At 70.5% G+C, this 12524-nt stretch carries 9 protein-coding genes; 6 read left to right on the top strand and 3 right to left on the bottom strand.

Annotated elements, in window-relative coordinates:
* Positions 1–2: 2 nt before the first annotated feature.
* Positions 3–1451: a CCA tRNA nucleotidyltransferase gene (locus tag BR31_RS0117945; protein ID WP_027502187.1), complete on the bottom strand. Its 1449-nt coding sequence runs from the start codon at positions 1449–1451 to the stop codon at positions 3–5.
* A 54-nt stretch (positions 1452–1505) separates the two neighbouring features.
* On the opposite strand from BR31_RS0117945, the gene BR31_RS0117940 reads away from it, so the two are divergent.
* The 5 genes from BR31_RS0117940 (at position 1506) to BR31_RS0117920 (ending at position 10087) form a co-directional block, all read left to right on the top strand.
* Entirely contained in the window at positions 1506–2102 is a 597-nt protein-coding gene (locus BR31_RS0117940; RefSeq protein WP_442970224.1) for an NUDIX hydrolase, read from the top strand.
* Complete coding sequence (locus BR31_RS0117935) at positions 2099–4492, top strand: glycoprotein (protein WP_027502185.1); 2394 nt, start codon at positions 2099–2101, stop codon at positions 4490–4492. Before BR31_RS0117940 ends, BR31_RS0117935 begins: the two co-directional genes overlap by 4 nt.
* Positions 4493–4731: 239 nt before the next feature.
* Complete coding sequence (locus tag BR31_RS29115; RefSeq protein WP_156042534.1) at positions 4732–8655, top strand: murein biosynthesis integral membrane protein MurJ; 3924 nt, start codon at positions 4732–4734, stop codon at positions 8653–8655.
* Between the two features lie 55 nt (positions 8656–8710).
* Positions 8711–9295: an RNA polymerase sigma factor SigM gene (gene sigM / locus BR31_RS0117925; RefSeq protein ID WP_027502184.1), complete on the top strand. Its 585-nt coding sequence runs from the start codon at positions 8711–8713 to the stop codon at positions 9293–9295.
* Positions 9296–9349: 54 nt separating this feature from the next.
* Entirely contained in the window at positions 9350–10087 is a 738-nt protein-coding gene (locus BR31_RS0117920; protein WP_027502183.1) for a hypothetical protein, read from the top strand.
* A gap of 12 nt (positions 10088–10099) precedes the next feature.
* Here the strand turns inward: BR31_RS0117920 and BR31_RS0117915 are convergent, their stop codons facing one another.
* Entirely contained in the window at positions 10100–10666 is a 567-nt protein-coding gene (locus BR31_RS0117915) for a TetR/AcrR family transcriptional regulator (protein WP_027502182.1), read from the bottom strand.
* Between the two features lie 94 nt (positions 10667–10760).
* On the opposite strand from BR31_RS0117915, the gene nox reads away from it, so the two are divergent.
* Positions 10761–11966: a 4,4'-dithiodibutanoate disulfide reductase gene (gene nox, locus BR31_RS0117910; protein ID WP_027502181.1), complete on the top strand. Its 1206-nt coding sequence runs from the start codon at positions 10761–10763 to the stop codon at positions 11964–11966.
* A gap of 6 nt (positions 11967–11972) precedes the next feature.
* Here the strand turns inward: nox and BR31_RS29110 are convergent, their stop codons facing one another.
* Positions 11973–12263, bottom strand: coding sequence for a hypothetical protein (locus tag BR31_RS29110; protein WP_037177133.1), 291 nt, complete (start codon positions 12261–12263; stop codon positions 11973–11975).
* Between the last annotated feature and the right edge of the window lie 261 nt (positions 12264–12524).

Here is a 12524-nt window from a genome sequence, read left to right as displayed (position 1 = left end):
GGCTACTTCTGCTGTGCCCACCACGCGAGCAGCTCGGCCTCGGCCTCTTCCGGGCTGAGCGGGCCGCGGTCAAGGCGCAGTTCCTTCAGGAAGGTCCATGCCTTGCCGACCTCGGGCCCGGCGGGGATGTCGAGCAGCTTCATGATCGCGTTGCCGTCGAGGTCGGGCCGGACCCGGCCCAGGTCCTCCTGCTCGGCGATCCGCGCGATCCGCTGCTCGAGGTCGTCGTAGGTGGCCTGCAGCTTCGCCGCCCGGCGCTTGTTCCTGGTGGTGCAGTCCGCGCGGACGAGCTTGTGCAGGCGCGGCAACAGTTCACCGGCGTCGGTGACGTAGCGACGGACCGCGGAATCGGTCCACTGCCCCTCGCCGTAGCCGTGGAAGCGCAGGTGCAGGAACACCAGCTGGCCGACATCGTCGATCATCTGCTTGGAGTACTTGAGCGCCCGCATCCGCTTGCGCACCATCTTCGCCCCGACCACCTCGTGGTGGTGGAAGCTGACCCCGCCCGCGGGCTCGTTGCGCTTGGTGTCCGGCTTGCCGATGTCGTGCAGCAGCGCGGCCCAGCGCAGCACGAGGTCCGGATCGCCGTCCTCGAGGTCGATCGCCTGCTGCAGCACGGTCAGCGAATGCTGGTAGACGTCCTTGTGCTGGTGGTGCTCGTCGATCTCCAGCTTCATCTTCGGAATCTCGGGGATGACCCGGGCCGCCAGCCCGGTCTCGCACATCACGTTGATGCCGTCGATCGGATACTCGCCGAGGATCAGCTTGTCCAGCTCGGCGCGCACCCGCTCGGCCGTGATCCGGTCGATCTGTCCGGCCATCTCGACGATCGCCTGGTGCACCCGGGGGGCGAGGGCGAAGCCGAGCTGGGAGACGAACCGGGCGGCCCGCAGCATGCGGAGGGGGTCGTCGTTGAACGAGATCTCCGGCGCGGCCGGGGTGTCGAGCACCCCGCCGAGCAGTGCGTCCATGCCACCGAGCGGATCGGTGAACTCCTGCGAGCCGTCCGCGCCGATGCGGACCGCCATCGCGTTCACGGTGAAGTCGCGACGGACCAGGTCCTCCTCGAGGCTGGTGCCGTACACGACCTCCGGATTCCTGGTGACCCCGTCGTAGGCATCGGTGCGGAAGGTGGTGATCTCGATCTGCTGATCACCCTTGGCGGCACTGATCGTCCCGAAGGCGATGCCGGTGTCCCACTGGTTGTCGGCCCAGCCCTTGAGGATCGCCTGCACCTGCTCCGGCCGCGCGTCGGTGGTGAAGTCCAGGTCGGTGCCCAGCCTGCCGAGCACCGCGTCCCGCACGCTGCCACCCACCAGGTACAGCTCGTGCCCGGCGGCGGCGAACCGCGCGCCGAGCGGGGTCAGCACATCCGCGAGACCCCGCAGGGTCGCGTCGGCAGCCGTGAGCAGTCGGGCGCGTCGATCGGCGTCGGGAGTAGGGGAAACCACGAGTACGCAGCTTACCGACGCGCAGGGGACGGGTTACCGCTCGGCCGGTGTGGGATTCGGGGCAGGTCCCGCTGGGCAACTAGTATTGATTGGGTGTCTGCTGCCGAACGTGCGAATCGCAGTCGCCGCAACCCGCGGCGACGAAGCGGGCACGGCGACCGCGCAAACACGCGCATGCGTACGGTCCGCGAAACGTCGGCCGGCGGACTCGTCGTCGACGGTCTCGACGGCCCCCGCGACAAGCAGTGCGCCGCGCTGATCGGCCGGACCGACCGGCGGGGACGGCTGCTCTGGTCGCTGCCCAAGGGTCACATCGAACAGGGCGAGACCGCCGAGCAGACGGCGATGCGTGAGGTGGCCGAGGAGACCGGGATCCAGGGCACCGTGCTCGCCGAACTCGGCAGCATCGACTACTGGTTCGTCACCGAGGGCAGGCGTGTCCACAAGACCGTGCACCACTACCTGCTCCGGTTCCAGGGCGGTGAGCTCTCCGACGCCGACGTCGAGGTGACCGAGGTGGCGTGGGTTCCGTTGGCCGAGTTGGAGTCCCGGCTCGCCTATGCAGACGAACGCCGACTCGCCGGAGTCGCGGGAGAGCTGATCGACCAGATGGCGTCCGCCCCCAGTGAAGCGACCCGAGAGAACGGATGAGGGCCACCCTGCGTCGCTTAGCTGTGACGACCCTGTCCGCCTTGGCGTTGGCCGCCGCCCCGATGGGCGCCGCGGTGGCCGCAGCGGAGCCCGCGCAGCGACCCGACACCGTCAGCGCGGTGGCCGCGGCCATGAACCCGACCTCCCCGGGTCTGCGGGCGAACACCGACGAGCGCGAGTTCGTGAGCCTGACGGTCGACAAGGTGACCCCGACCGCCGTCACCACCTCGAGCGAACCGTTCGTCACGGTCACCGGGTCGGTCCGCAACGTGGGCGACCGGGCGGTCCACGACGTGAAGGTCCGGCTCCAGAGCGGACCGGCCATCTCCGAGTCCGAGCAGCTCAGGTCCATGCTCACCGCCGACCAAGAGGCCTACGACACGGTCGGGGAGTTCACCACCGTCACCGAGAAGCTGCAGGTGGGGCAGTCCAGCCGGTTCACCCTGGCGATGCCGCTGCGGTCGGCCTCCTCGGTGTCGCTCGGCATCACGGCGCCCGGGGTGTACCCGCTGCTGGTCAACGTCAACGGCACACCCGAGTACGGCGGCCAGGCCCGCCTCGACGACGCCCGATTCCTGCTGCCGGTGCTCGGGCTCCCGCGCGACCCCAGCATCCGCGGCGCCGATCGCCCCGAAGGGGCGGCCGTTCCGCCGCGTATCACCGACCCGCTCGCCGTCACCCTGATGTGGCCGTTCGCCGACAAGCCCCGGCTCGCGTCCGGCATCCCGGGGTCCTCGGACGAGAAGGTGCGACTGGTCGACGACGAGCTGGCCGACTCGGTGGCGGACGGCGGCCGGCTCGAGCAACTGCTCGCCGCCGTCGAGTTCGCCACCGGCGACAGCCTCGACCGCGACCACAAGCTGCGCGACAGCATGTGCCTGGCCGTCGACCCGGATCTGCTGATCACCGTGAGCAACATGACCAGGGGATACCTGGTGGTCGACGATCCCTCGGATCCGACCGGCCCGGCACACGAGGGGACCGGACAGACCGCGGCCACCGAGTGGCTCGAGCGGATGCGGTCGCTGACCTCCCGCATGTGCACGACCGCCGTTCCGTTCGCGCAGGTCGATCTCGCGGCGTTGCAGAGGGTCGACGACCCGACCCTGGTCGAGCGGGCCCTCTCGGCCCCGGCGGGGATCGTCGACGGCGTGTTGGGGATCACCTCGCGCCGCGGCCTGACCTGGCCGGACGCGGGCGTGCTCAACCCCGAGGCGGCGGGCCTTCGCGGGCTCGGTCCGACCGCGCTGCTGGCCGAGAACGCGGTGGCCGAGGAGACCACGCGGTCGACCGTGCCGTTGGCAGGGACGACCGTCGATCGGCCGCTGTCCGCTGCGCTGTTCGACGTGCCCGCGGCCACCGCGCTCGCCGCCGTCGGTGCCACCCCCCAGACCCCCACCTACACCCCGTCGGACGTGCGATACGACCTGTCCGAGGACTCGCGGACCGCCCGACTCCAGGACGCACTCGGCGCGATCGCCTGGCCCGCACTCACGCCGCCCCAGAACGCCACCGCGAACCAGGACCACGGTCTGCTCGTGGTGCCGCCGCAGAACTGGTCGGTGGACGGTGACGAGGCGCGTGCCGTGCTCTCGACGGTGTCGACGCTGATGCGGTCGGGGCTGGCCAACCCGCGCCCGCTCGCCGACCTGCTCGACCGACCGACCGCCCAGCCGCCGGTCGATCTCGACTATCCGGCGCAGGCCACGAAGGACGGCGCCCCCGAGCGGGTACAGACCGGGGCCGCCGCCGTCGCCCCCGAGATCAATGCGCTCACCGAGACGCTGGTGAACGATCCGCAGTCGGCGCTGACCCCGCGCGCCTACACCGCGCCGCTGAGCGAGGACCTGCTGCGGGCGCTGAGCACCTCCGGCAGGCGCGACCGGGACAGGGGCGCCGCGACGGCCGCCGCCGAGACCCGGGTCAGCGACGTCGAGGAGGCGATGACCGACATCTACGCGTCGGTGACCGTGCTCCCGCCCGGCGGCGCCTACACCCTCGCCTCGGAGCAGAGCCCGCTGCTGCTGGTCGCGCGCAACGACCTGCCGGTCGGGATCAACGTGCGGCTCCAGATCTCGGCACCGCCCGAGATGACGATCACCGACATCGGCGATCAGCAACTGCCCCCGCGCGGCAGCCGGACGCTGCAGGTACCCGCGACCGTCGAGAACGCGGGCAAGCTGGTGGTCGATGTCGCGCTGACCACCACGAACGGCCGCGAACTCGGCGAGCCCACCTCGGTGTCGATCCGGACGAACACGTACGGCAAGGCGCTGGCGATCATCACCGCCTGCGCGGGCGCACTACTCTTGCTACTTGCGGGACGGCGCTTGTGGCACCGGTTCCGGGGTCAGCCAGACCCAGCGGATGAAGGGTACGAAGCTCGATGACGGGGAGCACGCGTCGCCCACCGGGCACGGGAGCGGACCCCAGCGGGCGACCCCAGAATCCAGGCGCGGAGCCCCCGCAGCAACCCCGGTACCCGGGCGCGGAGCCCGCGCAGGGACCCCAGCATCCGGGACCCCACAATCCCGAACCGGCGCCGCCCGCCCCGTGGGAACGGGCCAACCCGACACCGCACGGACCCGCCGACCCGCGCCCGGTTCCGCCGTCGGACGAGGCGGGGCGCATGCCGCCGCGGCCCGGCCAGCCGTGGTCGCAGCCGCCGTTACCGCCGGAACAGCCGCGCCCGTTCCGCCCCGCCCAGCCCCAGACCTACCGACCGCAGCCCGCGCCGCCGCGCGCCGCCCCGCAGCGCTACCTGCCGCCGCCCCCGCACCAGCGCGCGGGACAGCCCACACAGCCCACGCCGAGCCCGGCGGTCAACAGGCCCGCGGCTCCCGCGCCGGATCCGGAGCCGACTCCCGAACCGGAGACGCAGGAGACGCAGAGCTCGAACTCCCGCCTCCTCGCGTCCACCGGCTCCATCGCGGTGGCCACCCTTGTCAGCCGGATCACCGGCTTCCTCAAGCAGGTGCTGCTGCTGACCGTGCTCGGCGCCGCAACCGCCAGCTCGTTCACCGTGGCCAGCCAGCTGCCGACCATGATCTCGGAACTGGTCCTCGGCGCGGTACTGACCGCGATCGTGGTGCCGGTGCTGGTGCGTGCCGAGAAGGAGGACGACGACGGCGGCGCGGCATTCGTGCGCAGGCTGTTCACCATCACCTGCCTGATCCTCGGCGTCGCCGCGGTGGTCGCGGTCGCCGCGGCCCCGCTGCTGACCCGGATCTTCCTCCCCGAGGACGGCAAGGTCGACGCCGAACTGTCCACCTCGTTCGCCTACCTGTTGCTGCCCGCGATCCTGTTCTACGGCCTGTCGGCCCTGCTGACCGCGCTGCTCAACACGAGGGGTGTGTTCAAGCCCGGCGCGTGGGCGCCGGTGCTCAACAACCTCGTGGTGCTGGGCGTGCTCGCGGTCTTCTGGCTGGTCACCCGCGGTTCTGACGAGATGACGACCGGGCGGGTGCTGCTGCTCGGCCTCGGCGTGACGCTCGGCGTGGTGACCCAGGCCGCCACCCTCCTGCCTGCGATCCGACGCGAGGGCATCAGTCTCAAGCCGCTGTGGGGCATCGATGCCCGGCTGAAGATGTTCGCCGGGATGGGCGTCGCCATCGTCCTGTACGTCCTGATCAGTCAGATCGGCTTCAGCATCGGCACCCGCATCGCCGCCGCGGCGGACGCGGCCGGACCGGTGATCTACCAGCAGGCCTGGCTGCTGCTGCAGCTGCCGTACGGCATCCTCGGCGTGACGGTGCTCACCGCGATCATGCCGCGGCTCAGTCGCAACGCGGCCGCGGAGGACACCCCGGCGGTCGTCGACGACCTGTCCGTTTCGACCCGGTTGACGATGGTGTCGCTGGTGCCGGTGGTGGTGTTCCTCACCTTCGCGGGCCCACAGGTCGGCCACGCCCTGTTCGGCTACGGCAACTTCGGTTCTGCCGACGCCGAGCGGCTCGGACATGCCGTCAGCTGGTCCGCGTTCACCCTGATCCCGTACGCCCTCGTGCTCATCCACCTGCGGGTGTTCTACGCCCGCGAGCAGGCCTGGACACCGACCTGGATCATCCTCGGCATCACCGGGGTGAAGGTCGGGCTCTCGATGCTGGCGCCGGTGGTGGCCTCCAGTGACGAGCAGGTCGTCAGCCTGCTCGGTGTCGCGAACGGCCTCGGCTTCACAGTTGGCGCGCTGATCGGCGGGTACCTGCTCCGGCGGAGCCTCGGTAACCTGCGGATGGCGAACGTCGGCAAGACCGCATTCCTTGTCGTCGTCGCCTCGGTCGCGGGCGGGATCACGATGCTGACGGCCGAGGAGCTGCTGCGTCTCGATCGTCTCGGCGACCGGTTCGGCGGGCCAGGTGCGTTCGTCCAGGTCGGTATCGGCGCGGTCATCATGCTCGGGCTCACATTCGGGCTGCTGCGCATCGCCCGGGTGCCCGAGGTGGTGGCCGGCACGGTGGCCGTGGGGCGTGTGGTGAACAGACTTCTCGGTCGGTCGACGCAGGAATCGCGCGTTGACACGCCGACGGTCGTGCCACTCTATGAGGCGGAGACCGAGTTGATCCCCGCCATCGATGGTGCTCAGATACCCCTCAGCGGTGGGATACCACTCCCGTACGCTGATGCTCGGCGGTCTGGGGACCAGTTCTCAACAGGAGAGATTTCGGCACTTATGCGCGAAGGAGTGAGGGTGAGCGACGAGAACGTTGCCGACGGCCAGTCCGGCGTGTCCGCTGTTAAGGCGTCCGTGCCCGAATCGGCCCCGCGAAAGATCGAGGCAACGGACGACGGGCCCACCACGGTGACCCCGGACGGCGATGGGGCCAAGGCTCCTGCCAAGGCCGACAAACCGGCCGTGGTGCGCCCCGAGCGCGACCTGACCGTCGACACCGGCGTCATCCCGATCGGTTCGCCGACGTTGCCCCCGCTGCGGGTGGGCGACTCCACCTCGACGGCGAAGCCGACGCGCGGCCCGAAGCTGATCCCCGGTGCCTCGGTGGCAGGCGGGCGCTACCGCCTCCTCGCCCCGCACGGTGGTGCCCGCGGACTCAAGTTCTGGCAGGCCCACGACATCAAGCTCGATCGCGAGGTCGCGCTGACCTTCGTCGACGCCGACCAGCGTGCGAGCTCGACAACGCCTGAGTCGGAGGGACCGCAGGCGGTCCTGTCGCGCACGCTGCGGCTCGGTCGGATCAATTCGCCCGGCCTGGCCCGGGTCCTCGACGTGGTCCGCGGCAGCTCGGGCGGCATCGTCGTCGCCGAGTGGACGCCAGGACGGTCGCTACGCGAGATGGCCGAGACCGAACCGTCTCCGATCGGCGCGGCCAGGGCGATCCGCGCTCTCGCCTCGGCGGCGGAGGCCGCACACCGCGGTGGCGGATCGCTGTCGATCGACCACCCGGACCGGATCCGGATCTCCGTTGGCGGCGACGCGGTGCTGGCCTTCCCGGCCACCCTTGCCGACGCCGATTCCAGCTCGGACGTGCGCGGACTCGGCGCCATGCTGTACGCGTTGATCACGGCGCGGTGGCCGCTCGGCGAGCCGGCACCGGCACCCGAGTCCGGTGCCCCCGCTCCTGCCCCGCAGGCGGGCGCGGACCCGCGCACGCCGCACGCGGCCGGCACAGTCGGCGGGATGCGGCTGGCTGACCGCGGCGACGACGGAGTGCCGGTCGAGCCGCGACGCCTGCGGCCCGAGGTCCCGTTCGAGATCTCCGCTGTCGCCGTCAGGGCGCTCGAGCAGGGCGGCGGGATCCGCACGGCCGCGACCGTCCAGCACGTGCTGGACCAGGCGTCCGTGGTGGACCAGAAGACCGATCTCATGCCCGCACTGCGACTCGGACAGCGCCCCGCGGGGGCGACCAGCCGCGCCCTCCTCGATCCCGAGGAGGCCGAGGCGAAGCGGGCCAAGGACAACAAGATGATCATCGCGTTGTCCGCGCTCGGTGTCCTCACCGTCGTCGTGTTGGCGCTGGTCGGCTGGTGGCTGGCCAACTTCCTGGCGGGTGGCGGCTCCAGCGAACCGCTGACTGACCAGAACTTCGGCCTCACGACCGCCCCGTCCGAGGCCTCCGTGTCGGCGCCCGCCGAGCCAGGGCCCGCCGCCGCGGGGGCGGGGGCGGCAGTGCTTCCCACGGGCGCCGCCGTGTACTCGCCGCAGGGCTCACCGGACAACCCGGCAACCGCGCGGCAGGCGATCGACGGCAACCCGGCCACCGCGTGGACCACGGACGGCTACTTCGACCAGTTCCCTACGTTCAAGAACGGTGTCGGCCTGATGGTCGACCTGGCCGAGCCGAGCACTCTGCGCGAGGTCTCGATCAACTCGCCGAGCGCGGGCACCGCCGTCGAGATCCGCACCGCCGCAACGGCGAACCCCACACTGGACCAGACCCAGGTGATCGGTTCGGGGGTCCTCGGGAAGGGCGTCACCAAGATTCCGGTGACCGGCGAGGGCAAGACGGGCAAGGTCCTGGTGTGGATCACCAAGCTGGCCAGCGAGGGCGGAAAGAACCAGTCCTCGATCGCGGAGATCGGCTTCACGAAGGCACCCTGAACGCCGGTTCAGCCCTCGGAGTGACTCCAGACCTTACGGTCGGTTAGCATTTCTCGTGCGAATCTATAGGGGGGTCGCCGGGGCTGGCATGTCTGATGCCGAGCTCCTGGCAGCGCACGCGTCGGGGGACGCACGCGCATTTGCGGAGTTGTTGAGCAGACATCAGGACCATTTATGGCAGACGGCGAAACGGACCAGCTACACGCCGGAGGACGCGGCTGACGCGCTCCAGGAGGCGCTGTTGTCCGCCCACCGGACGGCGGCATCGTTCCGGGCGGATGCCGCCGTGCGTAGCTGGTTGCACCGGATCGTGGTGAATGCGTGTCTCGATCGGATCCGCCGCAACCGGGCGCGACCGACCGTGCCGCTGGAGGACGACCACCAGGAACCGGTGCGGCCCCGCGACCCGATGGACGACTGCGAGACCGCGATGGCCATCGACGCCGCCCTGTTCACCCTGTCGCCCGAGCAGCGGGCCGCCGTCGTGGCGGTCGATCTGGAGGGGTACTCGGTCACGGAAGCGGCAGCGCTACTCGGGATTCCGGAGGGCACCGTCAAGAGCCGCTGCGCGCGGGCACGGCTGAAGCTGGCCCAGCAGTTGAAATATTTGCAGAATGAGCGGAACCAAATCCATCCTTGAGGGGTCTAATCATAATGACGTGCCCGTAAGTCGAGGACTCAGCAGGGAGGTGACATGGTCGGTCAGGGTGATGACGCGCTCCTGCAGCCCCCATTCGACCCCGAACTGATCGCCGACCTGCACGCAGGGCTGTTCGACCCCCCGTTCGAGGCGCGCCTCGGTGCCGCGGTGGAGAGCGACCCGCAGGCCCGACAGGTCCTCGCCGCGCTCGACTCGGTCAGCACCCGGCTCGCCGGGCTCCGCGCGGACGACACCCCGGCACCCCCGGCGCCCCCGGAGGTCCTCGACCGAATTCACGCGGCGTTGGCCGCCGAGGGCGCACCGACTGTTCCCGTTGCGGCTCTCGCCGACCACACCCGGCGCAGGCGAGCGTGGATCCCCGTCGCCGCGGCCGCCGCGATCGTGCTGCTGGCCGGGGGTATCGCCCTCGGGGCCGGCGTGTTCGGAGACGAACCCGAAGCACCAGCACCGACCGTGGCCCAGCCGCTGATGCCCGGCGTCGACGACCCGGACCTGGGCGCGGATCTGACCCCCGGCGCCGCCCTCACCATGATGGGACGGTCCTCACTCGGCCCGTTGTCCGCCCCGGACGCGCTCGCCGGTTGCCTGCGCGCCAATGGGGTCGATCCGGCCACCCCGCTGCTCGGGTCCGGCCCGGTGCGGATCCGGGGGATCCGCGGCGTACTGATGTTGTTCGCGGGCCCTCGACCGCCCCAGATCACCGCACTGGTGGTCGGTACGGGGTGCGCCGACTCGCGCCCGGAAACCTTGGCGCGCAGCGACATCGGCTGACGGCCGGACCGATCACCCCCGCTGGCCCCGCGCGACCGGCAGCAGGATCTCCAACACCCGCTCGCGCATCTCGGGGGTGTCCTCCTCGACCGCGATCAGCGACAGGAACAGCGCCGCCCCTGCCCCGAGTACCAGGAGGGCGCGCGCATCCAGCTGATCGTCAGGACCGGAGGACTCCGCGTACAGTGCGCTGCTCGGGCCGCTGAAGCCCCGCCACAGCGTGTTGCGCAGGTCCTCCTGATCGCGCAGCGTGGCGAGCAGGCCCGGCACCGCCTCCCGCACCTCGGGCCTGCGGAACAACTCCGAACTCCCCGTGACCACCCACCTGATCCAGCCCTCCCGATCGGCGCCTGCAAAGGGCGTCAGGTCCGGGGTCACACCGAGCACCGCGTCGAGCACGAGTTGCGCCTTCGAGTCCCAGCGACGGTCGATCGCCGCGCGGCTCACCCCGGCCCGTGCGGCGATCGCCCGCATGCTGAGCTGGTCGAATCCGACGTCGACCAGCAGCTCGCGGGCGGCCGCGAGCACCTCCGCATCGATCTGTGGGTCCCGCGGCCGACCCGATCCGGTTTTAGTCATTGCCCCGAATTCTCTTCCATGTCCGGCCTCGGGGCTATACCGTGTCCTATTACGAGGCCGGTGGCATCGTAATTCCACGACCCAAGGATTCGACATGACCTCCCCGAACGAGACGCCCGGCGCGACGCGCGTCTTCGAGCCCGCCAGGCTCGGCCCGCTCACGCTGCGCAACCGGATCATCAAGGCCGCCACCTTCGAGGGCGTGATGCCGCGCGGGGCGGTCTCCGACGAGCTCATCGAGTTCCACCGAGCGGTGGCCGCCGGGGGAGCGGCGCTCACCACGGTGGCGTACTGCGCGGTGTCCGAGGGCGGTCGAGTCCACCGCAACACGCTGGTCCTCGACCAGTCGAGCCTGCCGGGTCTGACCCGGCTCACCGACGCCGTGCACGCCGAGGGCGCGTTGGCCGCCGCACAGATCGGCCACGCCGGCCTGGTGGCCAACACGCTGTCGAACAAGAGCCCCACCCTCGCTCCGTCCACCCGGATCAGTGCTCCCGCAATGGGTCTGGTGCGGGGCGCGACACCGGACCAGCTTGCGGCGGTGACCGCGGACTTCGAGCGCTCGGCGAGGGTCGCGGTCGAGGCCGGGTTCGACGCCATCGAGGTGCACCTCGGCCACAACTACCTGCTGAGCTCCTTCATGAGCCCCAATCTGAACAAGCGCAAGGACGGCTACGGGGGCAGCGTCGCGAACCGGGCCAGGTTCCCGCGCGAGGTGCTCGAACGCGTCCGGGCGGCCGCGGGGGACAAGGTCGCGGTGACCGCGAAGTTCAACATGTCCGATGGGGTGCCGAAGGGACTGTGGCTCGACCAGAGCATGCAGATCGCGAAGCTGCTCGAGTCCGACGGGCACCTCGACGCGTTGCAGCTGACCGGCGGCAGCTCCCTGCTGAACGGCATGTACTTCTTTCGCGGTGAGGTTCCGATGGCGGAATTCGTTGCGTCACAACCGAAGCTGGTCGGACTCGGGCTCAGGGTGTACGGGCCGCACCTGTTCCCGACCTACCCGTTCGAGGAGGCCTTCTTCCTCCCGTTCGCCCGGCAGTTCCGCGAGATCCTGTCGATGCCGTTGATCCTGCTGGGGGGCATCAACCGGATGGACACCATCGTCGGCGCCCTCGACGAGGGCTTCGAATTCGTCGCGATGGCACGGGCGTTGCTACGAGAACCCGATCTGGTCAACAGGTTTCGCGACGAGACCGCGACCGAGGGCCACTGCATCCACTGCAACAAGTGCATGCCGACCATCTACACGGGCACCCGCTGCGTCGTGCGCGAGGCGCAGCAGCTGATCGGTTGAGCGGCGTCAGGCCTCGACGATCTTGCAACCGTTGGAGTTGGCCGACTCGACTATCCACTTCGCACTCGTCGGATCGCTGGCGGCCATGGAGTTCGCCCGGTCGGCCTGCAGGTTGCAGTAGGCCTGATCGCTCGGGTTGCTCGGGGGGTTGCTGACGTAGCGAGTGGCGTTCCCTTGCGCCCGCTCGCTCGTGGTGGGGGCGGGCGTCGTCGTGGCCTGGTCGGTGCCGGACACAGCCGCCTCCGCCCCGGCGCCGCCGGCGACGGTGAGAACGATCGCGGCGATGGAGACGAGCACTGCGCGAGCTGCGGTGTGGAAAGGAATGACGGACCTCCGGTGACCCTATGTGCGGGCTTCACGATCAGGATGCCCCCGACCAGGGCCTCCTGTACAGAGGTCACAGGGTGGAAATCGACGCGACGCCCGCGGGCGGGCGCGGGCACGGAGGCGACGGCGAGAGGCCGGGTCGCCGGTCGACGCATGTCTCCTGGACGGCACGATTACGATGTCCGGCGTAGATCGTGACCGGCTGATGTACGGCCCGCAGCAGCGGACGCA

Origin of the sequence: Rhodococcus sp. UNC363MFTsu5.1, from assembly GCF_000686785.1 — a bacterium.
GTDB classification, from domain to species: domain Bacteria; phylum Actinomycetota; class Actinomycetes; order Mycobacteriales; family Mycobacteriaceae; genus Rhodococcus_G; species Rhodococcus_G maanshanensis.
This window is presented reverse-complemented; position numbering and strand designations above follow the sequence as displayed.

Bases quoted from the DNA above. Each gene is read 5' to 3' on its own strand.
- BR31_RS0117920 (WP_027502183.1), top strand. From the start codon at position 9,350: ATGGTCGGTCAGGGTGATGACGCGCTCCTGCAGCCCCCATTCGACCCC.
- BR31_RS0117915 (WP_027502182.1), bottom strand. From the start codon at position 10,666: ATGACTAAAACCGGATCGGGTCGGCCGCGGGACCCACAGATCGATGCG.
- BR31_RS0117935 (WP_027502185.1), top strand. From the start codon at position 2,099: ATGAGGGCCACCCTGCGTCGCTTAGCTGTGACGACCCTGTCCGCCTTG.
- BR31_RS29115 (WP_156042534.1), top strand. From the start codon at position 4,732: ATGCCGCCGCGGCCCGGCCAGCCGTGGTCGCAGCCGCCGTTACCGCCG.
- nox (WP_027502181.1), top strand. From the start codon at position 10,761: ATGACCTCCCCGAACGAGACGCCCGGCGCGACGCGCGTCTTCGAGCCC.